Raw genomic sequence first — 25,473 nt, forward strand, 5'->3', positions numbered from 1 at the left:
GGACGGGAGAGCTGAATGTTCGTACCGCGCCGGCGGCCGCTGATGCGGGCCGCGATGATGGGAGGGGCCGGCTACATGGCCGGCAAGCACGCGCAGCGATCCAACTACCGCGAGGCGGAGCAGGAGGAGCGGCTCGCCGACCTGGAGCAGCAGCAGGCCGCGCCGCCGCCCGCGCCCGCTCAGCCCGCAGCTGCGCCCGCGCCCGCGGCGCCGGCTGCCGCGGGCGGGGACCTCGTCTCAAGGCTCGGCGAGCTGAAGAGCCTGCTCGACGCCGGCGCGCTGACGCAGGCCGAGTTCGACGCCGCCAAGGCCAAAGTCCTGCAGGGCGCGTGAGAGGGGCGACGATGACGCTTGGACCGATGCAGCTCGTCGTGATCGGCTTCGAGGGCGGCGAGCCCAGAGGCGAGATCCTGGCCGAGCTTGAACTGCTCGCCGCGCGCGACGTCGTGCGGCTCGTCGACGTGCTGGCCGTGCGCAAGGCGCCGGACGGGAGCGTGCAGGTGCTGGAGCTGAGCGCGGCGGCCGAGCCCGGCTCCGAGCTGGGGAACGCGCTCGCCGCGCTCACCGGGCTCCAGGCCGAGGCGAACGGCGGCGCGCCGAGCCACGCCGAGCGGATCGACGCCTCCGACGAGGACGTCTGGTTCGTCGCGGACGCGATCCCGCCCGGCACCGCCGCCGCGATCGCGCTGTTGGAGCACCGCTGGGCGATCCCGCTGCGGGAGAAGATGCAGGGTCTCGGCGGGCAGCTGCTCGCGGAGGCGTGGGTCCACCCGCTCGACCTGGAGGCGATCGGGCTGACCGCGGCGCAGGAGGAGACCGGCCCGCGCGACTAGTCCGCGGCGGGCGCGCCGCCGGACGGCTCCAGCGCCGGGATCACCTCGCGCACGAGCGCGAGCAGGCCGCGCGTCATCAGCACGCGGACCTGCTCGCGCGTCGCGCGCCCGGTCGCGAGCCAGTCGGAGACGGCGACCTGGGCGACGCCGGTGTAGGCGCGCAGCACGAGCCGCACGTGCGGGGGCACCTCGGTCGAGCCGAAGTGGTTGACGACCATCCGGTCGACGATCGTGTCGCGCATGTCGTCGACGACGCGCGCGACCTCCGGGTCGCGGTCGAGCGAGACGAGCGTGGCGATCGCGAACGCCAGCTCGCGATGGGACTCCATGAAGTCGAGCCAGGCGTCGACGTTGCGCGCGACGGTCTCCTCGATCGGCAGGCCGAGGTCCGTGCGCGGGACGGCGCCGCTGAGGTCGCCGAGCCCGCTCAGCACTTCCAGGAACAGCTCCCGCTTGCCGCCGAAGTAGTGCGTGACGAGCGCGCGCGAGACGCCGGCCTCCTCGGCGATCGCGGTGATCGAGACGGCGGCGAACGGCCGGCTCGTGAAGAGGCGGCCGGCGGCGTCCACGATCTCGCTGCGGCGCACGTCGGGATCGAGACGGCTCCAGCGGGGCGATTCGGTGCTCACGTCATCTCACCCTACTCGCGTTGACCTGGTGCCAACGAGCCCGTACCGTCGGCGGCCCCTACGAAAGGACGTCGAGGTGGCAACGCTGACGGTTTGGAAGATCAACGACCCGGACGGTGCGGAGCGCGCGGTCGCGAAGCTCGAAGGGCTGCAGTCGCAGGGTCTGATCAAGATCCATGACGCGGCGATGGTCAGCTGGCAGGAGGGCAAGAAGAAGCCGAAGACCAAGCAGCTGCACAGCCTCGCCGGCGCGGGCGCGCTCGGCGGCGCGTTCTGGGGCCTGCTGTTCGGCCTGATCTTCTTCATCCCGCTGTTCGGCCTCGTCGTCGGCGCGGCGGCGGGCGCGCTCGGCGGCTCGCTCACCGACGTCGGCATCGACGACAGATTCATCGCGCAGGCGCGCGACAGAATCACGCCGGGCACCTCGGCGCTGTTCCTGCTCTCCTCCGACGCCGTCGTCGACAAGGTCGAGGCAGAGTTCGACCTCTCCAACGCGGAGCTGCTCTACACGAACCTCTCCAGCGAGAACGAGGCGAAGCTGCGCGAGACGTTCGCCGAGGAGGCCTAGCCTCCGCGGCAGGTGAAGTGCGATGGATGACGAGCTGGTCGGCCTGGCGCTCGTCGTCGTGCTCGCCGTCGGAGCCCAGCTCCTGGCGGCGCGGCTCGTCATCCCCGCGATCGTCCCGCTGCTCGCCGTCGGCGTGCTGGCGGGCGACGTCACCGGCCTGATCGACCCTGAGGCGCTGCTCGGCCCGGCGCTGACAGACGCGATCTCGATCGCGGTCGGGATCATCCTGTTCGAGGGCGCGCTCGGTCTCCGCCGCGAGGAGCTGAGCGGCCCCGTCCGCGGCGTCGTGCTGCGGCTCGTCGCCGCCGGCGCGCTGATCACCTGGGTCTGCGCCGCGCTCGCGGTCGGCTTCCTGCTCGACGTGCCGCGCCCGATCGCGATCCTGATCGGCGCGATCGTGATCGTCTCCGGCCCGACGGTCGTGCTGCCGATGCTCGAGTTCATCCGGCCCGTCAGGTCGGTCCGCTCGATCCTCAAGTGGGAGGGCATCCTCGTCGACCCCGTCGGCGCGATCGCTGCCGTCGTGACGTTCAACGCGCTCGACTTCGGCGGCGGCGGCGTGTCGCTGCGCGTCGGCGGCTTCTCGTTGACGATGCTCGCCGGGATCGGCTGCGGCATCGCAGGGGCGCTCGTGCTGATGCCGCTGCTGCGCGCCGGCTGGCTGGCCGAGCGCCAGAAGGTCGCGGCGACGCTGATGGCCGTCGTCGCGGCGTTCGCCGCCGCCGATGTGCTGCGCGACGACGCCGGTCTCGTCGCGACGATCGTGATGGGGCTGGTGCTCGCCAACCAGCGCCGCGTCGACATCAGCCGGATCGTCGAGTTCAAGGAGACGCTCGGCGCGATCCTGCTCGGCGTGCTGTTCATCCTGTTGTCGGCGACGGTCGCGCTCGACGACGTGGTCGCGCTCGGCTGGCCCGCGGTCGCGCTCGTCGCGCTGCTCGTGCTGGTCGTGCGGCCGCTCGCGGTCGCGGCGTGCACCTGGCGCAGCGGCGTGCCGCTGCGCGAACGCGCGCTGCTGGCGGCGCTCGCGCCGCGCGGGATCGTCGCCGCCTCGACCGCGTCGGTCTTCGGCCTCGAGCTGGCGGACCGCGGAGCTCCGGGCGCGGAGCTGATCGTGCCGATCGTCTTCACCGTGATCGCCGGCACCGTCGTCTTCTACGCGATCGTCGCACCACTCGCGGCACGGGCGCTCGGGCTCTCGCACGGCGAGCCGGCGGGCGTGCTCGTCGTCGGCGCGGCGCCGTGGGCGCGCGACCTCGCGCGGGCGCTCGGCGAGGCAGGCGCTGAGGTGCGCGTCTGGAGTCCGCGCCCGGAGGAGGCCGCGGCGGCGCGCGTCGAAGGGCTGAGCGTCTGCGACGACCCGCTGCTGGGCGACGGCGCCGTCGCCGACGATCCGCTCGACGAGGCGATCGGCAGCGTGCTCGTGACGACCGACGACGACGCGCTCAACGAGCTGCTCGTCGAGCGGCTGGCGCAGGAGCTTGGCGCCGCGCGCGTCCTCGCGCTGCCCGCGGCGGACGGGCGTCCACAGGTCGCCGCGCGCGACCGCGCGCTCGAGCCGCCGCTGTTCGGCGAGCAGGCGACGGCGCAGGAGCTGGCGCGGCGGTGGGAGACGGGGGAGCGCGTGCGCGTCGTCGCGAGCGGGCCGCCGGGCGCGCTGCCGCTCGCGACCGTGCGCGAGCAGGCGGACGGCGGCGCCCGCGCCGTCCACCCGCTGACGACGGGTCCGGCACCGGCTCCGCGGCCCGGCGACGTCCTGCTCGTGCTCGGCGCCTGACCCGGCGCCGCGTCAGGTGGTTCTGGCGCGGCGCAGGTTGCCGACGAGCAGCCCGATGATCGTGACGAGGTAGATCTGCCCGACGAGCATCGCGACGACCGCGATCGCGCGGCCGAACGAGGTCGCCGGCGTCAGGTCACCGTAGCCGGTCGTCGTCATCGTCGTGAAGCTGAAGTAGACGTGCTGGCTCTGCGAGCCGTCCGTGCCCTCCGCGAAGAACGTGCCGCTGCCGGCGCGCGCGGCGACGGTCACGATCAGCGAGCACAACAGGCCGAGCAGCAGGTAGACGGCGAGCGCGCCGGCGACCGCCTGGACCGTCACGCCGCGCACTCTCAGCATCCGTCCGAGGCCGACGACCAGCTCGGCGATCGTCCCGCCGACGAGGATGATGCCGAGCGCCGACCCGACCCACGTCGGGACGCCGTCGAGCGCGACGGCGACCGCGACGCCGAGCGCGAGGACCGCCGCGACGGCGGCCGTCGTCTCGCGCATGATCGCGCCGCCGCGGCCGGTGACGACGACCACGACCAGCATCGTCACCGTCAGGACCAGCCCGATCGCGCGGCTGGCAGGACGTTCGGGCGAGACGATGAAGAAGACGACGGCGACGAACGCCACCAACAGCACGACGCCGTAGCGGTAGCCCGCCTCCTCGCTGAGTCTCACCTTCTGCACGGCGCATAGCATCGCGATCGGTCCGGCGGCATCCGCCGCATGGCCGTCGCATCCGCCCCTGGAGAGAGGATCACGCTCGTGAGAGCACCGCGCCTGACCGACGACAACCGCCGCTGGTGGATCCTCGCGACGATGACGGGGTCGCTGTCGATGATCCTGATCGACCAGACCGTCGTCTCCGTCGCGCTGCCGACGATGCAGCGCGACCTCGACCTCTCGACCGTCGGCCTGCAGTGGGTCGTCAACGCCTACCTGCTCGCGATAGCGGCGTTCGTCGCGCTCGGCGGCAAGCTCGGCGACCTGCTCGGCAACGCGCGCATCTTCCGCCTCGGCGCCGCCGTCTTCGTGCTCGCGTCGGCGGCGTGCGGCTTCGCGCAGGGGGAGGAGTGGATCATCGTCGCGCGCTCGATCGAAGGCCTCGGCGCGGCGATGATGACGCCGGCGACCGGCGCGATCGTGATGAACGCGTTCAGACCGTCCGAGCGCGGCCGCGCGATGGGGATCTACGCCGGCGTCTCGATGGTCTTCCTCGCGCTCGGCCCGCTGATCGGCGGCGTGCTGACGGAGTGGATCTCGTGGCGCGCCGTCTTCTTCGTGAACCTGCCGGTCGGCATCGCGATGCTCGTGCTCGCGCGCGTGACGCTGAAGGGCCGCGAGCAGCCGGCGGGCGGGCGGATGGACTGGGGCGGCGTGCCGCTGATCGTGCTCGGGCTCGGCTGCCTGGTGCTCGCGCTGATGCAGTCGCGCAGCTGGGGCTGGGGCTCGCCCGCGACGATCGGCCTGCTCGTCGCCTCCGTGGTCCTGCTGACGGCGATGGTCTTCTGGGAGCTGCGGCAGGAGGAGCCGCTCGTGCAGCTGCGGCTGTTCGCCAACCGCAACTTCACGGCCGACAACGTCGTGCTGGCGGCGGTGCAGTTCGCGCTGATGGGCGTCTCGGTGTTCGGCGCGATCTGGGTCCAGGACGTGCTCGGCTTCGGGCCGATCGAGGCGGGCCTGTCGCTGCTGCCGCTGACGCTGTCGCTGCTGGTGCTGGCGCCACGGGTCGGTGTGCTCTACGACAAGATCGGGCCGCGGATGCCGGTCGCGCTCGGTGCGCTCGCCGTCGCCGCCGCGCTGGCGTGGAACGCGATCTGGCTGCACGAGCTGAGCTACGCGTGGATCGTCCCCGGCTACCTGCTGATGGGCGTCGGGCTCGCGTTCGTGATGACGCCGGCCAACACCGACGGGATGAACGCTGCGCCGCCGGAGCTGCGCGGCCAGGCGTCCGGCGTGATCCAGACGATGCGCCAGGTCGGCGGGACGATCGGCATCGCTGTGATGGGAACGGTGATCGCGAACGTGCAGCTGACGCAGATCACCGAGCTGCTCGCGAAGGAGGGCGTGCCGGCCGCGAAGGTCTCCGAGCTGGAGCGGTCGATATCGCAGGCCGCCACCTCGCCGAACCCGTCGGCCGCGGAGGCGGCCGCGCCGCCGGCGCTGGTCGATGGCGTCAAGGAGGCGGTCACGACCGCGATCTCCAGCGCCTACTGGGTCGGCGCGGGCGTGATGCTCGTCGCTGCCCTGCTCGCCTTCGCGCTGCTGCGCCGCCAGCGCGCGGTCGACGCCGACGACGAGGACGCGGGCTCCTACGCCGCGATCGGCTGAGGCGGCCCGCGCGTCCGGCCGCCCGGCGCCCGGCGCTCGGGCGGCCCGTCGCCCGTTTCGCTGACCGCTCGCACCGGAAGACGGACCTCTGAGGTCGCCGCGGCCGTACTGTCCGTGAGATGGCCTCCACGCCCGCTTCCGACTCGCTCGCCGCGGCCGGCCCGCTGCCGCGGCTGCGGCGTGCGCGGTCGTGGTCGTGGTCGCGGGAGCGGGAGCCGTCCGAGCAGGCGCTGATCGCCGGCGCCCTCGCGGGCGACGAACAGGCGCTCGAACGGCTCTTCCGCCGCAGCTGGCCGCAGGCGTACCGCGTCGCGCTGCTGATCGTCCGCGACCATGCCGCCGCCGAGGACGTCGCGCAGGAGGCGTTCGTCGCGGCGGTGCGGCAGCTGGAGCGGTTCGACCGCCGGCGTCCGTTCACGCCGTGGCTGCTGCGGATCGTCACCAACCGCGCGATCGACTGGACGCGCGCCGGCCACGCCCGGCGCGAGGTCGCCGCCGCGGCGCCGCCCCCGGTCGCGGTCGAGGACGGGCCGAGCGGCGCGCCCTCCGCCGAGCTGCTCGCCGCGCTCGCGGCGCTCCCGCCCGAGCAGCGCGCGGTCGTCGTCCTGCGCCACCTGCTGGAGCTGACGCCGGGCGAGATCGCGCGTGTGCTGGAGCTGCCGCGCGGGACCGTCAACTCGCGCCTGCGCCGCGGCCTCGACGCGCTCAGACCCGTGCTGAAGGAGCGCGGATGATCCGGGCCGTCCTGGATTGGTGTCGCAGGGCGACCACAAGGCAGGACGACCTCGGTCTGCGCGAGCGGCTGCGCGAGGCGGCGCCGGTGGACGGGGCCGCGGCGGAGCGCGCGTGGGAGGTCGCGTGCGGCGCGTACGCGGCGCGTGAGCCGCTGCCGGGTCGTCGTCGCCACCGTCGCCGCGTGCGCGCGCTGGCCGTCGCGTCCCTCGCGCTGCTGCTCGGCGCGCTCGTGCTGAGCCCGGCGGGCGCGAAGGTCGGCGGCTGGATCGACCGCGCGATCGACCCGGCGCCGTCGCGCCCGGCCGCGGCGCTGCCCGCTCCCGGGCGCCTGCTGGTCAGCGGCCTGAACGGCAGCTGGGTGGTGGAGCACGACCTGACGGCGCGTCACCTCGGCGAGCACCCCGAGGCGGCGTGGTCGGCGAAGGGCAACTACGTGCTGCTGACCAACCGCGTCGGTCTCTCCGCGCGCGACGATCGGGGAGCGACGCGCTGGACGCTCGAGCGGCCGCGCATCGGGAACCTCGCGTGGTCGCGCGGCGACGGCTACCGCGTCGCCTACCGCAGCGGCCGCACGCTGCGCGTCGTCGCCGGCGACGGCAGCGGCGACCGGCTGCTCGACCGCGCCAGCGCGCCCGTGACGCCGTCGTGGCGGCCCGGGCCCACCGCCGAGCACGTGCTCGCCTACGCGCGTCCGGGCGGGCGCGTCGAGCTGCGCGACGTCGACCGCCCAGTGGCCGGCGGTCGCACGCTGATTGGCTCCGGCCCGCCGGTGCGGGCGCTCGCGTGGGTCTCACCGGACCGGCTGCTCGTGCTGCGCGGCGGCGGGCTGTCACTGCTCGACGCCGCGGGTCGCGTGCTGTCGCGGCTGCCGGGCCCGTCGGCCGGCCGCTTCCATGCGCTGACGGCCTCGCCGGTCTCGCGCACCGCGGCGTTCGTGCGCAGCAGCCCGCGCGGCGCGACGAGCGTCGTCTGGAGCGTGCGCTTCCCGGCGGACGGACCCACCCGCCCGGCAGCTGGACCCACCCGCCCGGGCCTGCTGGGCGGGCGCGCGCGGATGGTCTTCGCCGGCGCCGGCACGATCCGCTCGCTCGCCTTCTCGCCCGACGGGCGCTGGCTGGCGTTCGCCTGGCCGCCGTCGGACCAGTGGATCTTCGAGCGCGTCGGCGGCCGGCCGCGACTGGCGACCGTCGGGCACGTCACGCGACGGCTCGGCCACATCGGCGACCCGGCCGACTCCGCGGTCGTCGGGTGGGCGCGATGACGACCGCGACCTTCCTCGCGCTTCTCGCGGGCGCCGTCACCGGCCCGCTCGTGCCGACCGCGCAGGTCGTCCGCGCCTATGCCGGCGTCACTTGCCGCGTGCCGAACTCGATCGCGTGCGACCGCATCGGCATCGCCGTCGACGTGCGCCCGCGACCGCTGCGGGCGGCAGCGTTCTTCGGCGTGCGCCGCGTCGCGCTCGCGCGGCACGGCGGCGCGAGCTACTGGTCGGGGCAGCTGCGTGACGCGGGCATCGACCGGATGCTGCTCGCTGACGTGCCGCTGATCCAAGCGCGCGTCGTCGCGACCTTCCGCGACGGCCACCGCGAGACGCTTCCCGTCCTCACCCCGCTGCGGCTGGGATGGGGATGAGGCTCCGAGCGCGGCGGGTCGGCGACCGCCGCGCTCGGGTCTGCTCGCGCCGGTCTAGAAAGCGAGCGAGAAGGGTGTTTCGAGGAGTTCGCGGATGCGGGCGATGAATTGGGCGGCTTCGGCGCCGTTGAGGATGCGATGGTCGGCGGTGATGGTGACGCTCATGCGCTTGCCGGGGACGATCTGGCCGCTTCTGACGACGGGTGTGTCGCGCAGCGCGCCGACGGAGAGGATGCCGGCCTGGCCGGGGACGATCACGGCGGTGAACTCGGTCGTGCCGAACATGCCGAGGTTGGAGACCGTGAAGGTCGCGCCCGACAGCTCCGGCGGCGTGATTCTGCCCGCCCGCACGCGCGCTGCGAGCGCGCGGGCGTCGCGGGAGATCTCGCCGAGCGCCTTCTTGTCGGCGTCGAAGACCGTCGGGACGATCAGCGCGTCGTCGGTCGCGACCGCGATCCCGACGTTGACACGGCCGTAGAGCTCCCACTTGCCGTCTCTGTAGCCGCCGTTGGCCTTCGGGATCTCCCGCAACGCCAACGCGGCGGCTTTGACGACCATGTCGTTGAACGACGGCGCGCGCAGCGTCTCGGTCGCAGCCGCCTTCATCTGCTCACGCAACTGGACCGCGGCCTCCATGTCGACCTCGGTCGTCACGGTGTAGTCCGGGATCGTCGCCTTCGACTCCGCCATCCGCCGCGCGATCACCTGCTGCGTGCGCGTCAGCTCCTGGACCGTCACCTCACCCTTCCCGGATCCGGCATCGCCGGAGACGACCGGACCCGGGATCTCCTTCGCGGGCTTGGCCGGAGCGGTCGCGGCGTCCGGCTCGGCGGCCGGCGCGGCCGCGGGCGCGTCGGCGGCGGGCGCCGCAGCGGTCGCGGTGCCGCCCTTCGCGGCCCCCTCGACGTCGGCCTTCACGATCCGGCCGCCGGGGCCGGAGCCCTCGACGCCGGCGAGGTCGACGCCCAGCTCGTTCGCGAGCCGGCGGGCGACCGGCGAGGCCTTCACGCGGCCGTTGCTGTCGCCGCCGGCGGGCTGCGGCGTCGTCTGCGTCGTCGCGGGCGCAGCCTCGGCAGGCTCGGCCGGCGCGGCGGTGGCCGGCGCGGGCGCCTTTGCTGCGGCGGCGGCCTTCGGCGCGCTCTTGGCGGCAGCGGGTGCGCTGCCGTCGCCCAGGCGCGCGATCGGCTCGCCGATCGGCAGCGTCGCGCCCTCTTCGGCGACGATCTCCAGCGTGCCCGAGGCGTCGGCCTCGTAGACCATGTTCGCCTTATCGGTCTCGATCTCGACAAGCTCCTCGCCGCGCTGGACCTCGTCGCCGGAGGCCTTCAACCACTTGATGATCGTGCCCTCCTCCATGGAGTCGGAAAGGCGGGGCATCACGACATCGGGCACGGCGGGTTCCTTTCGCTACGACCTGCGCTTCCGCTCTGCCGATTTGCTATCGGCCTACCCGCACGATAGCGGAGGACCAGCGCCCGAACGGGTGCGGTCAACCCCCCGCTTGCACGGGGTGCGGACGGAACGGAGGTTCCATTCGCATCACTCCTGCGCGGCACGCCAGGCGGCGAGGAAGTCGCCTGCCTCCAGGCGTCCCATGTCCTCGCGCAGCGCACGCGCGAGGCGGCGCGCCTCGCGCGGCGGCAGGTCCCAGAACAGCACGACCTCGCCGCTGTCGATCTCGACGACCTCGACCCGGTCGACGCGCTCGGGCGGGGCGAGGAAGGCGGGTCCGCGGCCCTCGCGGGCGACGATCAGCTCGTACGCGCGGTTCGCCCGCACGGCGCTCACCGCTCGGTCGTGGTGCGCCGCACGGCGGTCAGTGCAGCGGTCAGCTCGGCGGCGGCCGCGTCGATCCCCGCGTCGCCGTGGTAGACGTCGTCACCGATCCGCACGGCGGGCACGCGCCGCACGCCGGCCGCCGCGGCATCGGCGGTCGCCGCGTCGAGCGCCGCGCCGATCGCATCGCGATCGAGCGCCTTCTTGACGGCGTTCGGGTGCATCTCGCAGGCGGCGCCGGCGATCAGGATCGTGTCGTCGTCGGCGAGGTCGCGTCCGCCCGCGAACGCCTGGCGGAAGGCGGCGAGGGAGAAGGCGACCGCGCGGCCGATCTGCTTCGCGTACGTCGCGGCGACCATCGCGCGGCGCGAGTCGCCGGGCCAGTCCGCCGGCCACCGCAGCGGCTGCACGTGGCGCCGCGCGGCGAGCGCCTCGATCGCGGCGCGGCGCCCGGGGGGCTCCTCGCCGGCGGCGACGTCGTGCTCGCCGGTCACGGCCTCGCCCGGCAGCCCGGCCGCCAGCACCGGCACCCACTCGGGCACGACCGGCAGCGCGGCCATCACACGCTCGGCGGCGAGGTACGCCTCGGGCTCACCGAGGTCGTAGTAGAACAACGGCCGCGTCCCCTCCGAAGAGGGCGCGGCCGCCTGATGCTGCGTGACCGAGAGATCGAGCTCGGACACCGAGGTTCCGTCCTAGCCGTGGATCAGCCAGCCGTCGGCGTCGCGCGCGGCTTCCATGACGCCCTCGGAGAGCGTCGGGTGGCCGTGGACGATGCGCGCGACCTCGGGGTAGCCGCCCTCGAGCGACTTGGCGTTGACGAGCTCCTGGATCAGCTCGGTCGCCTTCGCGCCGATGATGTGACCGCCGAGCAGCTCGCCGTATCTCTTGTCGCCGATGATCTTGATCAGGCCCGCGCGGTCGCCGTAGACCGTGCCGGCGCCGACGGCGCCGTAGGGGACTCTGCCGACGACGACGTCGTGGCCGGCGTCCTTCGCCTGCTGCTCGGTGAGCCCGAACGAGGCGACGTTCGGCGTGCAGAAGGTCGCACGCGGGACGTCGACGTACTCGAACGGATGCGTCTCGTCGCCGTTGATGTCCTCGGCGGCGATGATGCCCTCCTCCGACGCCTTGTGAGCGAGCGCGGGGCCGGGGACGATGTCGCCGATCGCCCACACGCCCTTGACCGACGTGCGCTGCGCGCGGTCGACCTCGATCAGGCCTCTGTCGTCGACCTTGACGCCGGCCTCGTCGAGCCCGAGGCCTTCGACGTCGGCGCCGCGGCCGGCCGCGATCACGAGCCACTCGGCCTCGCCGGCCTCGCCGTTGTAGGTGAATCTGACGGACGAGTCACCGGCCTCGACGTTCTCGACGAACGTTCTCGTGAAGACCTTCATGCCCTGCTTCTTGAGCCCGCGCTCGGCGAGCTTCGAGATGTCGGAGTCCTCGGTCGGGAGGACCCGGTCCAGCGCCTCGAACAGCAGCACCTCGGTGCCGAGGCGGGCGTACGCGGAGGCGATCTCCGAGCCGGACGCGCCGGCGCCGACGACGGCGAGCGTCTTCGGCAGCTCGTCGAGCGCCCACGCCTCCTCGGTGCCGATCACGCGGCCGCCGAACTGCGTGCCGGGGATCGGCCGCTTGACCGAGCCGGTCGCGAGGATGACGCCCTTCGTCGCCTCGTACGTCGTGCCGTCGACGACGACGTTGCCGTCCTTCGTGACGGCGCCGACGCCCTCGATGACGTCGATTCTGTTCTTCTTGAAGAGGCCGCTGACGCCGCCGGTCATCGTTCTGATGACCTTCTTGCGGCGGTCCATGACCTTCGAGAAGTCGACCGTGCGGCCCTCGACGGCGATGCCGAACTCAGCGGCCTCGTCGATCTCGGAGAGGATGTCGGCCGAGCGGAGCACGACCTTCGCAGGGATGCAGGCGTAGTTGAGGCACCGGCCGCCGATCTGGTCCTTCTCGACGACAGCGGTTCGCAGTCCGAGCTGCGCCGCGCGGATGGCCGCGACGTAGCCGCCGGGACCGGACCCGATGACGATGCAGTCGTATGCGGAATCAGGCATGGCGGCGAGGTTATACGAACGTCGTTCGCGAGCGCCGTGCGCCTAACAGATCCGCCTGCCGGATGTCGCGTTCCGCTAGCGCGCGGGGCGCCGCTCGGGCATCTGGATGCGGGCCATCGCTCGGATCAGCTTCCAGAAGAGCCAGCCGCCGAGCACGATCACGGCGACGCAGAGGAGCGCGGCCCAGACGTTGGAGGCGACCATCAGCGACAGCGAGGCGACGACGATCTGGAACGCCAGCAGGGCCTCGAAGCCGAGCACGGCCCAGTAGCGCACGCGCCACATGCCGTAGCCGGCGACCAGGAAGATGCCGGCGAGGAAGAGCGCGCCCGCGAGGCTGCCCTCGCCGCCGACGCGCGCGCCGGAGGCGTAGCCGACGACGACGAGCACGCCGAGCACAGTCGAGACGAGTGCGCCGGCGGTGACGGCGCCGGGCCGCTCGCCGTCGGCGAGCGGGACGAGCGCCGCGCGCGCCTCGGCGTTGCGCAGCTCGGTGCGGCTCGGTCTGGCGGGCTCGGCCGCGGGCTCCGTGCCGGGCGCAGCGGGCGCGGCGGACGCGTCCGTCTGAGACGCCGCGGCGGGCGGCGCGACCGCCCCGCTGCGCTGCCCGCGCTTGCGGCTACGCTGCCCCAACGCGAGCCTCCAGCGTGGCGCGCAGCGCGCGCGCCGACGCCTCCGGATCGGCCGCGGCCGTCAGCGCGCGGACGACGACCGCGCGTGTCGCGCCTGCGGCCGCGACGGGGCCGACGGTGCTCGCGTCGATGCCGCCGATCGCGAACCACGGCGCGCGCCGCGGCGTGCGCGCGGCATGCTCGATCAGCTCGATGCCGACGGCCGGGCGGCCGGGCTTCGTCGGCGTCGCGTGGACGGGGCCGACGGCGAAGTAGTCGACCTCGTCGCGCGCGTCGGCGGCGTCGACCTGCGCGGGCGTGTGCGTCGAGAGGCCGACGATGCGGTCCGGGCCGACGGCCGCGCGCGTCTGCGCGACGGGCAGGTCGTCCTGGCCGACGTGGACGCCGTCGGCGCCGGTCGCCGCGACGAGGTCGGGCCGGTCGTTGAGGATGAAGAGCGCGCCGTGCGCGTCGGCGGCCGCGCGGAAGACCGGCGCGGCACGCAGGATCGTCGCGTCGTCGCCGTCCTTGTCGCGCAGCTGCACGAGGTCGGCGCCGCCGCGCAGGGCGGCGTCGAGGAAGGCGGCGAGGTCGCGCCCGTCGCCGGTCGCGTCGCAGACGAGGTAGAGGTGGGCGGCGGCGAGCCGCGCGCGTCGTTCGGTGCCGGTGGTGAGGGACATCTGGAACCCCATCTTGGCAGCCGGCCGCCGCCCGGCCGCCGCTCAGGCCGCGGCCTGCTCCTTCTCGGCCTCCTCCAGCGCCTTCTTCAGCTCCTTCGACTCGGCCTTCAGCTCCTTCGCGACGAGCTTGTCGGCACGCGCGACGGCGGCGCGGACGGCCTCCTCGACGGTCGACTCGCCGACGACGAACAGCGCCGCCTCGCCCTCGTCGAGCGTCTCGCCCAGCTCTTTCAGCGCGTTGCGCGGCAGCCCTCGCCAGAAGTGGCCGACGAGCCCGCCGAACGCGCCGCCGACGAGTGCGGTCCCGATCAGCGACGGCGGGAACAGGATCCCCAGCACCGCGCCGACGCCGAGCCCCGTCCAGGCGCCGTGCTGCGTCGGCTTCTCGTGCCGGCGGACGTGCAGGTGGCCGTCGCCGTCGCGGTGGACGACCGCCGCGTCGTAGGTCCCCACGAGCCCGTCGGCGTGCAGCTCCCGCACCGCCTCGTAGTCGGCCTGCGCGTCGACCTCGCGCTCGTAGGCCCCGATCAGCACGAACGTCTCGCTCATCACTCGCTCCCGTCGTCGTTCCGTGTCCGGGACAGTCTCGGCGCGCTGCGCCGAGAACTCAAGCGGCGCGGCGTCCGTGCGCGTTCGCCGGGACGGTCGCGACGTAGCGCACGATGACGACCAGCAGCACGAATGCCCAACCCGACCAGACGCCGTTGGCGCTCGACGACAGCTGCGCTCCGACGCAGACGAGCAGGATCGGCCAGAAGCGCAGCTTCCAGTTGCCGCGCGACTCGATCGCGAGGCCGAGCGACAGCGTCACGGCGACCGGGGCGGCGAGATCCAGCAGCCCGTCGTCCCAGCCGAGCGGCGTCAGCGAGACCTTCAGCAGCATGAGGACGGGGATCGCGGTCAGGAGGGCGCGCAGGAGCATCCCGACCGACCACAGCCAGGTTGGGCGCTCGGGAGCGCCCGCCGGAGCGGCGATGCGGCGGCTGTCGAGCGTCTGCTCCACGGCGCGATCGTATTGTCTCCCCGGGACCGCTGCGCAGATCGGCTGCGCGCTACCATCGGACTCCACGGGAGCCCCACCAGTGGGCTGAGAGGGCGGTGAGCGAGACCGCCGACCGTCACCACCTGATCCGGATAATGCCGGCGCAGGGAAGGAGGCACGTGCCCCAACCATCGCAACCAACGTTCGACGTCGCCGTCGTGGGCGGCGGGATCATCGGCCTCGCCGTCGCATGGCGCGCGCAGCAGCGCGGGCTGCGGACGGTGCTGCTGGAGCGCGACGCGCAGATCGCACAGGGCGCGACGCACGCGGCCGCCGGCATGCTCGCGCCGGTCAGCGAGGCGAACACCGCCGAGCGGGAGCTGCTCGCGCTCGGGCTGGAGAGCGCCGCGCGCTACCCGCAGTTCGTCGCGGAGCTGGCCGAGTCGAGCGCGCTCGATCCCGGCTTCCTGCGCTGCGGCACGCTCGTCGTCGCGCGCGACCGCGACGAGGCGGAGGCGCTCGACCGCGAGCGCGCCGTCCGCGCCCAGCTCGGCCTCGACGTCGAGCGGCTGCTGCCGAGCGAGGCGCGTCGCCGCGAGCCCGGCCTCGCGCCGACGCTGCGGCTCGCACTCGACGTGCCCGACGACCACGCCGTCGACCCGCGAGCGCTCGCGCTCGCGCTCGCCGCCGCGCTGCGTGCCGCCGGCGGCGACCTGCGCACGGGCGCCGCGGTGCAGCGGATCGACACGAGCGCCGGCGACTCGCGCGTCAGCGGCGTCACGCTCGCGGGCGGCGAGCGGATCGCTGCCGAGCACGTCGTCGTCGCGGCCGGCGCGTGGACGCAGCAGCTCGCCGGCCTGCCCGGTGACGCGTGCGTTCCGGTCCGCCCCGTCAAGGGCCAGATCCTGCGGCTGCGCGATCCCGCCGGTCCCGGCCTCTTCACGCGCGTCCTGCGGATGGATCCCGGCTACCTCGTACCGCGCGGCGACGGTCGCTACGTGCTCGGCGCGACGATGGAGGAGCGCGGCTACGACACCGACGTCACCGCCGGCGGCGTCTTCGAGCTGCTGCGCGACGCGAGCGAGCTGGTCCCCGGCATCTCCGAGCTGATCCTCGAGGAGCTGGAGGCGGGGCTGCGGCCGGGCACGCCCGACAACGCGCCGGCGCTCGGCCCCGGCGCGCTCGCCGGCCTCCACTGGGCCGCCGGACACCACCGCAACGGGATCCTGCTCGCGCCGGTCACGGCCGACCTGCTGCTCGCCTCGCTGCTCGGCGACCCGCTCGGGGAGCTGGCGGCCCCGTTCACACCGACGCGCTTCGGCGCACAAGCCAAGAAGGGCAAGGAGGTCGCCGCATGATCGTGCGCTTGAACGGAGAGGAGCGCGAGCTGAGCGACGGCGCGACGGTGCTGAGCGCGCTCGCGCTGCTCGACGTGACCGAGGACGCCCGCGGCATCGCCGTCGCGGTCGACGGCGAGGTCGTGCCGCGCGGCGCGTGGCAGCAGACCGCGCTCGCCGACGGCGCGCAGGTGGAAGTCGTGATGGCGATCCAGGGAGGATGATGAGCGACATGTCCCACACCCGCGAATCGGATGCCGCGAGTTCCCGGTCGGCTGCGCAGGACGGGCGCAACCGTGGACCTCGCAATGCGGAGCACGATCCCCTCGTCATCGCCGGCCGCACGTTCGGCTCGCGCCTGCTGCTCGGCACGGGCGGCTTCCAGTCGCTGGAGGCGATGGCCGACGCGATCAGCGTCAGCGGCTCGGAGCTGGTGACCGTCGCGCTGCGTCGCGTCGACCCGGCCGCGCGCGGCTCGATCATGGACGTGATCGCGGAGGCAGGCGTCGAGCTGCTGCCCAACACGGCCGGCTGCTACACCGCTCGTGACGCCGTGACCACCGCGCAGCTCGCGCGCGAGGCGTTCGAGACGAACTGGGTCAAGCTCGAGGTGATCGGCGACGACCGCACCCTGCTGCCCGACGCGCCGGAGCTGCTGGAAGCCGCCGAGATCCTCGTCGACGACGGCTTCGTCGTGCTCCCCTACACGACCGACGACCCGATCCTCGCGCGCCGGCTGGAGGACGTCGGCTGCGCCGCGGTGATGCCGCTCGGCTCGCCGATCGGCAGCGGGATGGGGATCAACAACCCGTACAACATCGCGATCATCCGCGAGCGGACCGAGCTGCCGGTGATCCTCGACGCCGGCGTCGGCACCGCCTCCGACGCCGCGCTCGCGATGGAGCTGGGCTGCGACGCGGTCCTGTGCGCGAGCGCGATCTCGCGGGCGCACGATCCGAACGCGATGTCGCGCGCGATCCGCGGCGCGGTCGACGCGGGCCGGCTCGCGCGCGTCGCCGGGCGGATCCCGCGGCGGCTCTACGCCGAGGCCTCGACCCCCGACGCCGGGCTGCCCGACTTCGGGCTCGTCGCGCCGGCGGATGGCTGACGCGGTCGATCCCGAGCAGGACCCGGGCGCGGTCGCCAAGCGCCCGGTCGACGTGCTGCTCGACGGCTGGGAGGCGGCTTGGTCGGGCGGGGACGCGCGCGCGTTCGCGCCGCTGTGCGACGGCGACGTCCATTACGAGGATCCGCTCACGCAGGGGCCGCTCGTCGGCGTCGGCGAGCTGGAGGACCTCGCGCGCAGGCTGTGGAGCGGCTTCCCGGACGCGCGCCTGGAGCGCGCCGGCGAGCGGCTCACCGACGGTCGCTACGTCGCCGCGCCGTGCAAGCTCGCGGGCACGCATCGCGAGGCCGTCGACGGGTTGCCGGCGACCGGCCGCTTCGTCGTCATCCACTGCGTCTTCTACTGCGAGCTGCGCGCCGGCAGGCTGCTGCGCATCCGCGCCTTCTACGACCTCTACGAGGCGGCGACGCAGCTCGGCGTGCTGCCGAGACACGGCACGCTCGGCGAGAAGGCGCTGCTGACGCTGCGCGGCTTCGGGCTGCGCGCACGCGGACAGTAGAGCGTCGTCACGCCGACTTTCCGACCGTTGCAAGCAACGGTGCATGGTCGGAGAGGTCGCCGCGGTCGAGCAGCTCGACCGCGGCTGTCGGTGCGAGCCCGCCCGTCGCGAAGACGTGGTCGACCTTGACGCCGCCCGCGTGCGCGAAGCCGGGCAGGTCGGGATCGCGCACGTTGAAGTCGCCGCCGAGCACGAGCGGCGCGCCGGCCGCCCAGCGCAGCGTCGCCGCACGCGCGGCGGCGATCTCACGCCGTGCCTGCGGGTCGTCGTGCACGGTCGCGTGGAGGTTGGCGAACCAGCTGCCGTGCGCGTCGCGGACCGCGTGCACGACGCGCCGCTCCGGCCACAGGCACAGCCGTCGCCGCGCGTGCGCGGCGATCGCGTCGCTTGCGCCACGCACGAGGATCGCGTTCGCGCCCCCGCCGCCCGACTTGATCAGCTCCGGCCAGCGCCGTGCGACGGCGCGTCGCAGCGGCAGCAGCTGGTTGCGCGAGGTGAGTGTGGTGCGCTGCTGCGCGCCGCTCGCGGCGGCGAGCGCCGGCGGCCACCACGGCGGCACCTCCTGCAGCAGCGCAACGTCCCACGGCCACGACGCGATGCGCTCCGCAAACTGGTCGATCAGGTCGGCGTTGCGCGGCGGCAGCGCACGCCCGTGGAAGAGATTCCAGGTCAGCACGCGCAGCGCCATCGTGTGACCGTACACTGGCGCGCGTGACGCGCCACTTCCTCACCGGAGCCGAGCTGAGCAGAGACGAGCTGCTCGCGCTGATCGACCGCGCGATCGAGCTGAAGCGCGATCCGCTCGGGTCCTCGGCACTCGCCGGCAAGAGCATCGGACTGATCTTCCAGAAGCCCTCGACGCGGACGCGGCTGTCGTTCGAGGCGGGCGTCTTCGAGCTGGGCGGCCACCCGGTCATCCTGCGCCCGGACGAGATGCAGCTGAGCCGTGGCGAGCCGGTCCGCGACACCGCCTACGTGCTCTCGTGTCACGTCGCCGCGTTCGGCATCCGCACCCACGCCGACGAGCTGGTCGAGCAGCTCGCCGAGCACGCGACGGTGCCCGTCTTCAACATGCTCACGGCCGACCATCACCCGTGCCAGGCGCTTGCGGACCTGATGACGTTGAAGGAGACGTTCGGCCGGCTCGACGGGCTCGTGCTGACGTACGTCGGCGACGGCAACAACGTCGCTCGCTCGCTCGCGATCGTCGGCTCGCTCGCCGGCGTCGAGGTGCGCGTCGCCGCGCCGCGCGGCTACCAGCTCGAGCCGACCGCGGGCGCGCAGCTGTTCGAGGACCCGGCCGCGGCCGTCGCCGGAGCGAACGCGATCTACACCGACGTGTGGGTCAGCATGGGCGACGAGGAGACGGCTGAGGAACGGCGCGCCGCGCTCGCCTCCTACCGCGTCGACGACGCGTTGCTCGACCTCGCCGCGCCGGACGCGATCGCGCTTCACGACCTGCCCGCGCACCCCGGTGACGAGATCACCGCGGAGGTCCTCTACGGCGCTCGACAGCGCATCTGGGACCAGGCCGAGAACCGCCGGCACGCGCAGAAAGCGCTGCTCGAGCTGTTGCTTCGGTAGCTGCCCGACTTGCCGCTGCGGTAGCCTCGCGCGGATCGGTCGTTCCACCACGCTTCTGAGGAGCCGTCATGCCGCAGCCGAAGTCCCCCGCATCGCCCGCCGCCGCTAGAAGAGCGACAGCGAGCAGATCGGCGGCCGCGAGAGCGACGTCGAGAAGAGCGACCGCGAGCAGACGAGCGGCCGCTGCGAGAAGAGCGCCCGCCGCCAGAGCTGCCGCGACGCCCGCCCCGAGAGCCGCCGCTGCGAGAAGAGCCGCGGCCGCCAGAAGATCGCCCGCTGCAAGAAGAGCGGCGAGAAGAGCGACCGCGAGAAGATCGCCGGTCGCGAGAAGAGCGGCGGCCAGAAGAGCCGCCGCGAGAAGATCCCCCGCCGCGAGAAGAGCGGCGAGAAGAGCGGCCGCGAGAAGAGCGGCGAGAAGACCGGCCGCGAGAAGAGCGGCTGCGAGAAGAGCCGCGAGAAGACCCGCCGCCAGAAGAGCGGCGAGAAGAGCGGCCGCCAGGAGAGCGGCGAGAAGACCGGCCGCGAGAAGAGCGGCTGCCAGAAGAGCCGCGAGAAGACCCGCCGCCAGAAGAGCGGCGAGAAGAGCGGCCGCCAGGAGAGCGGCGAGAAGACCCGCCGCGAGAAGACCGGCCGCGAGAAGAGCCGCTGCCAGGAGAGCGCCCGCCGCGCTGCGCGTCGACCCGGTCGCCGCGACCGCCGGAGTCAACTCCGCCGCCGCGAGCGTGAAGGAGGCGAAGGGTGCCGACGACTCGTTCGGCCAGCTCGTCGGCGCGATCCGCGAGCAGCTCTCCGACAGGGTGATCGAGCCGCTCAACCTCGTCTTCCTCGCCGCCGACCGGATCCAGGACGCGATGGACGACGCGGTCGAGAGGGGCCGTGTCACGAGGGGAGACGCGAACGACCTCGTCTCGGAGCTGGTGCGCCGCGGCCGCGAGCAGACCGACGACGTGCTCGGCAACCTCGACGAGCTGTTCGGCAAGGGCATCGATCAGCTCGAGGCGTTCTCGCGCAAGCTCGAGGAGAAGTCGGCGAAGGCGCGTCGCGCCGACTCCGTCGACAGGCTGGTCCAGAGCGCCGACAAGGCGCGTCGCGCGGTCGGCGTCGGCCCGGCGTTCCCGATCCTCGGCTACGACGACCTGTCGCTGCCGAAGATCAAGGCGCGCCTCAGCGACCTCAGAGAGGCCGAGCTGCGCGTGGTGCGCGGCTACGAGGTCGACCACGCGAATCGCAGAGCGGTCGTCTCCGCGATCGACAGAGCGCTCGCCTAGAGGAGTACCGCGAGTTCCCGGTGGCGGCGCGAAGCTCGCGCCGCCGACGTGGAACTCGCTATGCGAAGCACGAGCCGCCGTAACGTGGGAGCCCGTCCTCCGGGACTGGCTCCCACGGCAGCGCCGAGTCGACCCACTGGCGCCATTGCGGCCGGATGCCGGGGTCGGCGTCGAGCACGCCGAAACGCACGCCGACGGTGCCGTCGCCGTCCGGCTCGCCGCTGAAGAGGTGGCCGCCGCAGTGGACGCAGAACCACTTCGGGAAGCCGTCGTCCGGAGGCCGCCAGACGCGCAGCGCCTCGGCGCCGGCCGCGACGCGGAACGCACGCGCGGCGACGATCCCGCCGAGCGACGAGCCGGTGCCCGTCCGCCGCTGGCAGCGACGGCAGTGGCAGTAGCCGGCGGTCTCGAACGGCGCCAGCACCTCGATCCGCACCGCCCCGCAGTTGCAGGTCCCGGTCAGCGGGGTCTCGGGTGACGGTGATCCGGCCACGCTGCTCACGCTAGCGCGCTTCCTCGCCGCCGCCGCCGAGCCCGAGGTCGGCGACGAGCACGCCGAAGTCGAGCCGCTCGCCGGTCAGCGAGCCGAGCAGCTCCTCGGCGCTGAGGCGCTGACCGTCACGCCACAGCTCACGCAGCGCGGTGCCCGCCTCCGGGACCGCGAACCACTCCGCGCCGAAGCGGTCGCTCAGCCAGCGGCGCAGGTGCGTCTCGAGCGCCCAGGCGCGCAGGTAGGAGGTGACGTAGAGGCCGGGGTCCATGTCGGACAGGTGGGTCGCGGTCGGCCAGGCGACGCGCAGCGCGTCGGTCAGCGAGCGGGCGTAGACGTCGGCCAGCAGCGCGTCGCCGGGCGGGTCCTCGCCGTGCGCGACCAGCTCGTAGGAGAGCTTCGCCGCGTAGCGCCGCAGGTAGACGAGCCGCGAGGCGCGCGCGTGCGCGGCGACGGTGCCGTCGTCGTCGGCGACGCCGAGCCGGCGCCGCAGCCACGCGGGGTCCTCGGCGAGGTGGTCGAAGAGGAACGCGAACGCTTCCGTCACCGCGTTGTCGCCGAGGTGGCGGAACTCGAACGGCAGCTCCGGCGCGACGTGCGCGAAGTGCTGCGCGTGCCCGCCCTCGTGCAGCAGCGCGACGTAGTCGTCGCGGCCGCCGACCGGCGCGACGACGAGCCGCACGTCGCCCGGCGCGCGCACCGGCACGCAGAAGGCGCGCGGCGACTTGCGCGGCCGCGGCTCGACGTCGAGCAGCACGCGGCCGCCGGCGGCCGGCTCGAGCCCGAGGCCGCCGAGCGTCGCCTCGAACGCGGGCAGCAGCTGCTGCGCCGGGAACGACGCGTCCTCGTCGCGGGCGCGGAAGAACCACGGCAGGTCGGCGCGCGTGAGCCGCGCCATCCCGACGCCGACGACGCGCTCGACCGCCGGTCCGACGATCGCGTCGTAGTCGGCGTCGGTCGCCGCCAGGAACGTCTCCGTCGCTGCCGAGAGCGCGTCGAGGTCGACGCCCTTGCAGTCGGCGCACATCGCGCGGTAGCTCGGCCAGCCCAGCTCGCGCACGACCGCGTGCGTGCGCTGCAGCGCCGCGCGGTGGAGCGGGTTCAAGTCCCGCTCGGTCGCCTCCAGGCGCGCCGCCTCGATCGCGGCGCGCCGTTCGCGGCCGGGCTCGTTCGCCTGCGCGACGACGGACTCGCGGAAGCCGACGACGGTGCCGCCGACGTCGAGTCGCAGGCCGGCCTCCCGCTGCGCGAGCGCGGCCGCCTCCGCCGTCGTCGCGAGTCCGAGACAGCCCTCGACAGCGAAGTCGAGCAGCATCCGCAGGCGGCGCGCGTCGTCGGGCGAGCGGCCGTCGGAGGCGGCCAGCTCGCGCAGCCGCGCGACCGCGTCGAACGAGAAGAGACCGGCGTGTCGCGCGTAGATCGCGTCGACGTCGAACCCGTCCTTGAGGCCGGCGTAGTGGGTGTAGTACTCGTCGCCGAGCTCGGCGACGAACGTCTCCGCTTGCAGTCGATACGCACCGAGGTCCATGACCCTGCCATCCTAAGCGTCCGCATGAGCACGCCGACGACCCCACGCAAGCAGCGCCCCGACCGCTTCGCCGAGCTGGAGCTGACGATCGACGACCTCGCCTTCGGCGGCAACGGCGTCGCGCGTCACGAGGGCTACGTGCTGTTCGTGCACGGCGCGATCCCGGGCGACCGCGTGCGCGCGAAGGTCACGAAGACCAAGCGCGACTACGGCGAGGCGATAACGGTCGACGTGCTCGAGCCGAGCCCGGATCGGATCGCGCCCGTCGCCGACCACCCCGGCGCGCCGTGGCAGATCCTGCCGTACGAGCGCCAGCTGGAGATCAAGTCCAAGCAGGTCGACGACGCGCTGCGCCGCATCGGCAAGCTCGGCGGCTTCGAGCTGGAGCCGATCGTGCCGGCGCTGGAGACGTGGCGCTACCGCAACAAGCTCGAGTACTCGTTCGGGACCGAGGGGACGGCCGAGAGAGGCGAGTTGATCTTCGGCTTCCACGCGCCCGGCGAGTGGGACCGGATCGTCCCGATAGCCGACTGCATGCTCGCCTCCGAGCGCGGCAACGCGGTCCGCGACCAGGTGCTGGCGTTCTGCCGCGAGCAGGGTCTGACGGCGTACGACCGCCGCACGCGTCGCGGCTTCCTGCGCAACTGCGTGATCCGCGAGGGTCGCCGCACCGGCCAGTTCCAGGTCCGCCTCGTGACGATGCCCGGCGAGCTCGACCGCGAGGCGTTCGCAGAGGCGGTCGACTGCGACGGCCTGCTGTGGACGCAGTTCGACGGGCTCGGCGAGACGACCGCGGAGGGCGACACGGAGCTGATCGCCGGCAGCGACTATCTCGAGGAGGAGCTGAACGGGATGTCGTTCCGCGTCTCCCCGAACGCCTTCTTCCAGGTCAACACCGAGATGGCGGAGAAGCTCTACGCGCTCGCCGGCGACTACGCCTCGCTGGCCGGCTTCGAGCGGCTCTACGACCTCTACTGCGGGATCGGCACCGTCGGCCTCACGATGGCGCCGCGTGCGGGCGAGCTGTGGGGCCTGGAGATCATCGAGGACGCGATCGGCGACGCGATAGCGAACGCGAGACTGAACGAGATCGACAACGCCCGCTTCTTCGCCGGCGACGTCCGCACCGCGCTGAGACTGCTCGTCGACACCGCCGGCTCTCCCGACGTCGTCGTCGTCGACCCGCCGCGCGCCGGCCTGTCGAGAAAGGTCGTCAGACGGATCATCGACGCCTCGCCGAAGCGGCTCGTCTACATCTCCTGCAACCCGACGACGCTCGCGCCCAACGGCGCGCAGCTCGCCGAGGCCGGCTACGTCCTGCGCAAGGTGCGCCCGGTCGACATGTTCCCGCAGACCCCGCACATAGAGTGCGTGGCGCTGTTCGAGCGCGTCTAGCGCGCGCCCGCTTCCAAGCGGCTCGGCGGGCGGCGCCGACCGTCTAGCATCGCCGCCGTGCCGGAGATCGACGAGCTGACCATCGCGGACGAGCCCGCGAGCTGGGCCGCGCTCGGCTTCGCCGTCGAGGGGGAGACGTGCCGCATCGGCAGGGTGGCGCTGCGGCTCGCCGGCCGCGCCGCCGGTCGCGGGATCGTGCGCTGGACGCTGCGCGACGCGACGACGACCGAGCTGGACGGCCTGCCGACCGCGCTCGCGGGCGCGACGACCGCCCCGCTCGCCGAGCGGGCGCCGGTCCATCCCAACGGCGTCACGCGGATCGATCACGTCGTCGCCGTCTCGCCCGCGCTCGACCGTACCGTCACCGCGCTCGAGGCGGCCGGGCTCGACCTCCGCCGCGTGCGCGAGGAGCCGACGCCGGCCGGCGCGCCGCGGCAGGCGTTCTTCCGCCTCGGCGCCGAGATCCTCGAAGCGGTACAGGAGCCGGCCGACGTCGTCGAGCGCGCCGGCGGCGCCGAGCGCCCGGCGTCTTTCTGGGGCCTCGCGCTGTGCTGCGAGGACATCGACGCGACCGTCGCGCGGCTCGGCGAGCACGTCAGCGAGGTGCGTGACGCCGTCCAGCCGGGCCGCCGTATCGCCTCGCTCCGCCGCTCAGCTGGCCTCGGCCTCCCGGTCGCTCTGATGACGGCCTAGGGTCGTCCTGCCTTGGTGTCGCCATGCGACACCAATCCAGGACGACGCCGCGCTACGCGGCGGCGGCGAGCGGCGCGGCGGCCGGCTCGTCGGCGCCCAGCTCCGCGTCGCGGAAGCGGCGCAGGGCGGCGGCGACGGCGCGATACGTCGGGGCGTGGAAGCCCATGCCGAGATGGGTCGCGTCGACCTCGACGTGCTCGGCTCCGGGATCGAGGCAGGCGCGCCAGTCGACGATCCCGTCGCGGCGCGAGTAGATCGAGACGTAGCCGACGTCGGGCGGGAGCGGCGTGCGCAGGTTCTCGCGCAGCGGCTCGCAGCAGTCGCCGTCGCGGCAGCCGCTGTTCAGCAGTCCGGGCACGCCGAGCGAGCCGAGCCTCCCGACCAGCTCGACGTTCATCCGCACGAGCGGGTGGACCATCAGCGGGTCGCGCAGCGGCGAGCCGAGCGCGACGACGCCGCTGACCAGCTCCGGCCTGCGGCCGGCGAGCGCACGGGCGTGCGCGCCGCCGCGGCTCTGTCCGACGAGCGCCACGCGGCGGCCTCCTGCGGCGGCGGAGAGCGCTTCCAGCCGTTCCTCCAGCCGCGTGACGGTGGCGCCGCCGCAGCCGACGTTGAGGCGGATTCCCGCGCGCTCGGTGCGGTAGCCGGCGCGTTGCAGCCAGCGTGCCATCGTCGTGAGCGAGGCGTCGCCGGCGAGGTAGCCGGGGATCAGCAGGACCGGGCGGCCGTGGCCGGCCGGGACGCCGTGGCCGCGGAAGACCGGGTCGAGCACGAGCGATGCGGCCTCGGCGGGGAGCAGGCTCTCACGCCAGATGGGCGGCAGCGCGCGGAGGTTTGGAAGCTTGGGGGGCAGCAATTGCATGAGCGTTTTTGCAGAAGCTTGTGACTACTCTTACACACTCGGTGGTCGATCCGCAGGATCAACCGTCGGCACTACACTCC

General features: G+C 73.7%; 30 protein-coding genes and 1 riboswitch. Of the genes, 16 read left to right on the plus strand and 14 right to left on the minus strand.

From position 1 onward, the window contains the following. Window positions 1-15 precede the first annotated feature (15 nt). Together CWOE_RS03770 and CWOE_RS03775 are read left to right on the plus strand one after the other, a co-directional pair. Complete coding sequence (locus tag CWOE_RS03770) at window positions 16-333, plus strand: SHOCT domain-containing protein (protein WP_012932241.1); 318 nt, start codon at window positions 16-18, stop codon at window positions 331-333. An 11-nt stretch (window positions 334-344) separates the two neighbouring features. Further along, window positions 345-833 carry a DUF6325 family protein gene (locus CWOE_RS03775; protein ID WP_012932242.1) on the plus strand — a complete coding sequence of 163 codons (489 nt, stop codon included), beginning with the start codon at window positions 345-347 and terminating at the stop codon, window positions 831-833. Here CWOE_RS03775 and CWOE_RS03780 read toward each other — a convergent pair. Further along, window positions 830-1,462, minus strand: coding sequence for a TetR/AcrR family transcriptional regulator (locus tag CWOE_RS03780; protein WP_012932243.1), 633 nt, complete (start codon window positions 1,460-1,462; stop codon window positions 830-832). The genes CWOE_RS03775 and CWOE_RS03780 overlap by 4 nt on opposite strands. A gap of 76 nt (window positions 1,463-1,538) precedes the next feature. Here CWOE_RS03780 and CWOE_RS03785 point away from each other — a divergent pair, with 76 nt between their 5' ends. Both CWOE_RS03785 and CWOE_RS03790 read left to right on the plus strand, forming a co-directional pair. Beyond that, window positions 1,539-2,030, plus strand: coding sequence for a DUF1269 domain-containing protein (locus CWOE_RS03785; protein ID WP_012932244.1), 492 nt, complete (start codon window positions 1,539-1,541; stop codon window positions 2,028-2,030). A gap of 22 nt (window positions 2,031-2,052) precedes the next feature. After that, a complete protein-coding gene (locus CWOE_RS03790) occupies window positions 2,053-3,807 on the plus strand; it encodes a cation:proton antiporter (RefSeq protein ID WP_012932245.1) in 1,755 nt (584 codons plus the stop codon). Between the two features lie 12 nt (window positions 3,808-3,819). Here CWOE_RS03790 and CWOE_RS30135 read toward each other — a convergent pair whose 3' ends face one another. Next, window positions 3,820-4,482 (minus strand): potassium channel family protein, encoded by a 663-nt coding sequence (locus tag CWOE_RS30135; RefSeq protein WP_049793168.1) that lies wholly within the window; start codon window positions 4,480-4,482, stop codon window positions 3,820-3,822. A gap of 78 nt (window positions 4,483-4,560) precedes the next feature. Between CWOE_RS30135 and CWOE_RS03800 the strand changes: the two genes are divergently transcribed. The 4 genes from CWOE_RS03800 (at window position 4,561) to CWOE_RS03815 (ending at window position 8,493) form a co-directional block, all read left to right on the plus strand. Further along, window positions 4,561-6,126, plus strand: coding sequence for a DHA2 family efflux MFS transporter permease subunit (locus tag CWOE_RS03800; RefSeq protein ID WP_236262225.1), 1,566 nt, complete (start codon window positions 4,561-4,563; stop codon window positions 6,124-6,126). 119 nt (window positions 6,127-6,245) lie between these two features. Next, complete coding sequence (locus tag CWOE_RS03805) at window positions 6,246-6,860, plus strand: RNA polymerase sigma factor (RefSeq protein ID WP_012932248.1); 615 nt, start codon at window positions 6,246-6,248, stop codon at window positions 6,858-6,860. After that, complete coding sequence (locus CWOE_RS03810; RefSeq protein ID WP_012932249.1) at window positions 6,857-8,122, plus strand: WD40 repeat domain-containing protein; 1,266 nt, start codon at window positions 6,857-6,859, stop codon at window positions 8,120-8,122. The genes CWOE_RS03805 and CWOE_RS03810 overlap by 4 nt, the downstream gene beginning before the upstream one ends. Continuing rightward, window positions 8,119-8,493, plus strand: coding sequence for a hypothetical protein (locus CWOE_RS03815; protein ID WP_012932250.1), 375 nt, complete (start codon window positions 8,119-8,121; stop codon window positions 8,491-8,493). Before CWOE_RS03810 ends, CWOE_RS03815 begins: the two co-directional genes overlap by 4 nt. Window positions 8,494-8,547: 54 nt before the next feature. Here CWOE_RS03815 and CWOE_RS03820 read toward each other — a convergent pair whose 3' ends face one another. The 8 genes from CWOE_RS03820 to CWOE_RS03855 all read right to left on the minus strand — a co-directional run bounded on the left by CWOE_RS03820 (window position 8,548) and on the right by CWOE_RS03855 (window position 14,632). After that, complete coding sequence (locus tag CWOE_RS03820; protein WP_041730078.1) at window positions 8,548-9,870, minus strand: dihydrolipoamide acetyltransferase family protein; 1,323 nt, start codon at window positions 9,868-9,870, stop codon at window positions 8,548-8,550. Window positions 9,871-10,032: 162 nt separating this feature from the next. After that, window positions 10,033-10,281, minus strand: a complete 249-nt coding sequence (locus tag CWOE_RS03825) for a hypothetical protein (RefSeq protein WP_012932252.1) — start codon at window positions 10,279-10,281, stop codon at window positions 10,033-10,035. Then, a complete protein-coding gene (locus CWOE_RS03830; RefSeq protein WP_012932253.1) occupies window positions 10,278-10,952 on the minus strand; it encodes a DsbA family protein in 675 nt (224 codons plus the stop codon). Before CWOE_RS03830 ends, CWOE_RS03825 begins: the two co-directional genes overlap by 4 nt. 12 nt (window positions 10,953-10,964) lie before the next feature. After that, on the minus strand, window positions 10,965-12,338 hold the full coding sequence (lpdA, locus tag CWOE_RS03835) for a dihydrolipoyl dehydrogenase (protein ID WP_012932254.1): 1,374 nt from the start codon (window positions 12,336-12,338) through the stop codon (window positions 10,965-10,967). 75 nt (window positions 12,339-12,413) lie between these two features. Then, a complete protein-coding gene (locus CWOE_RS03840) occupies window positions 12,414-12,971 on the minus strand; it encodes a hypothetical protein (RefSeq protein WP_012932255.1) in 558 nt (185 codons plus the stop codon). After that, window positions 12,958-13,629 (minus strand): thiamine phosphate synthase, encoded by a 672-nt coding sequence (thiE, locus tag CWOE_RS03845; RefSeq protein WP_041731464.1) that lies wholly within the window; start codon window positions 13,627-13,629, stop codon window positions 12,958-12,960. Before thiE ends, CWOE_RS03840 begins: the two co-directional genes overlap by 14 nt. Before the next feature lie 42 nt (window positions 13,630-13,671). Then, the gene (locus CWOE_RS03850; RefSeq protein WP_012932257.1) at window positions 13,672-14,178 is read right to left on the minus strand and encodes a DUF1269 domain-containing protein; all 507 of its coding nucleotides are present in this window, start codon (window positions 14,176-14,178) and stop codon (window positions 13,672-13,674) included. 58 nt (window positions 14,179-14,236) lie between these two features. After that, entirely contained in the window at window positions 14,237-14,632 is a 396-nt protein-coding gene (locus tag CWOE_RS03855; protein WP_041730079.1) for a hypothetical protein, read from the minus strand. 54 nt (window positions 14,633-14,686) lie between these two features. Next, window positions 14,687-14,799, plus strand: a riboswitch (TPP riboswitch). Between CWOE_RS03855 and thiO the strand changes: the two genes are divergently transcribed. From thiO to CWOE_RS03875, 4 genes are all read left to right on the plus strand, one after another. After that, a complete protein-coding gene (gene thiO, locus CWOE_RS03860; RefSeq protein WP_012932259.1) occupies window positions 14,791-15,969 on the plus strand; it encodes a glycine oxidase ThiO in 1,179 nt (392 codons plus the stop codon). (Overlaps the previous riboswitch by 9 nt.) Continuing rightward, the gene (gene thiS / locus CWOE_RS03865; protein WP_012932260.1) at window positions 15,966-16,172 is read left to right on the plus strand and encodes a sulfur carrier protein ThiS; all 207 of its coding nucleotides are present in this window, start codon (window positions 15,966-15,968) and stop codon (window positions 16,170-16,172) included. Before thiO ends, thiS begins: the two co-directional genes overlap by 4 nt. An 8-nt stretch (window positions 16,173-16,180) precedes the next feature. After that, entirely contained in the window at window positions 16,181-17,056 is an 876-nt protein-coding gene (locus tag CWOE_RS03870) for a thiazole synthase (RefSeq protein WP_012932261.1), read from the plus strand. Next, complete coding sequence (locus tag CWOE_RS03875; RefSeq protein ID WP_012932262.1) at window positions 17,049-17,573, plus strand: ester cyclase; 525 nt, start codon at window positions 17,049-17,051, stop codon at window positions 17,571-17,573. Before CWOE_RS03870 ends, CWOE_RS03875 begins: the two co-directional genes overlap by 8 nt. A 7-nt stretch (window positions 17,574-17,580) precedes the next feature. On the opposite strand, the gene CWOE_RS03880 is transcribed toward CWOE_RS03875, so the two are convergent. Then, the gene (locus CWOE_RS03880; protein WP_012932263.1) at window positions 17,581-18,261 is read right to left on the minus strand and encodes an endonuclease/exonuclease/phosphatase family protein; all 681 of its coding nucleotides are present in this window, start codon (window positions 18,259-18,261) and stop codon (window positions 17,581-17,583) included. Window positions 18,262-18,284: 23 nt separating this feature from the next. On the opposite strand from CWOE_RS03880, the gene argF reads away from it, so the two are divergent. Together argF and CWOE_RS33275 are read left to right on the plus strand one after the other, a co-directional pair. Next, a complete protein-coding gene (argF, locus tag CWOE_RS03885; protein ID WP_012932264.1) occupies window positions 18,285-19,157 on the plus strand; it encodes an ornithine carbamoyltransferase in 873 nt (290 codons plus the stop codon). Between the two features lie 68 nt (window positions 19,158-19,225). Further along, the gene (locus tag CWOE_RS33275; protein ID WP_012932265.1) at window positions 19,226-20,425 is read left to right on the plus strand and encodes a hypothetical protein; all 1,200 of its coding nucleotides are present in this window, start codon (window positions 19,226-19,228) and stop codon (window positions 20,423-20,425) included. A gap of 58 nt (window positions 20,426-20,483) precedes the next feature. On the opposite strand, the gene CWOE_RS30145 is transcribed toward CWOE_RS33275, so the two are convergent. Together CWOE_RS30145 and CWOE_RS03900 are read right to left on the minus strand one after the other, a co-directional pair. Then, window positions 20,484-20,918 (minus strand): GFA family protein, encoded by a 435-nt coding sequence (locus CWOE_RS30145; RefSeq protein ID WP_160165469.1) that lies wholly within the window; start codon window positions 20,916-20,918, stop codon window positions 20,484-20,486. Between the two features lie 10 nt (window positions 20,919-20,928). Further along, window positions 20,929-22,443, minus strand: a complete 1,515-nt coding sequence (locus tag CWOE_RS03900; RefSeq protein ID WP_012932267.1) for a gluzincin family metallopeptidase — start codon at window positions 22,441-22,443, stop codon at window positions 20,929-20,931. 24 nt (window positions 22,444-22,467) lie between these two features. On the opposite strand from CWOE_RS03900, the gene rlmD reads away from it, so the two are divergent. Beyond that, window positions 22,468-23,838 carry a 23S rRNA (uracil(1939)-C(5))-methyltransferase RlmD gene (gene rlmD / locus CWOE_RS03905; protein ID WP_012932268.1) on the plus strand — a complete coding sequence of 457 codons (1,371 nt, stop codon included), beginning with the start codon at window positions 22,468-22,470 and terminating at the stop codon, window positions 23,836-23,838. A 57-nt stretch (window positions 23,839-23,895) separates the two neighbouring features. Then, window positions 23,896-24,531 carry a VOC family protein gene (locus CWOE_RS03910; RefSeq protein WP_012932269.1) on the plus strand — a complete coding sequence of 212 codons (636 nt, stop codon included), beginning with the start codon at window positions 23,896-23,898 and terminating at the stop codon, window positions 24,529-24,531. Window positions 24,532-24,583: 52 nt separating this feature from the next. Here the strand turns inward: CWOE_RS03910 and CWOE_RS03915 are convergent, their stop codons facing one another. Then, the gene (locus CWOE_RS03915; protein WP_012932270.1) at window positions 24,584-25,393 is read right to left on the minus strand and encodes an alpha/beta fold hydrolase; all 810 of its coding nucleotides are present in this window, start codon (window positions 25,391-25,393) and stop codon (window positions 24,584-24,586) included. Between the last annotated feature and the right edge of the window lie 80 nt (window positions 25,394-25,473).

This window comes from Conexibacter woesei DSM 14684 (assembly GCF_000025265.1).
In the GTDB taxonomy this organism is placed as follows: domain Bacteria; phylum Actinomycetota; class Thermoleophilia; order Solirubrobacterales; family Solirubrobacteraceae; genus Conexibacter; species Conexibacter woesei.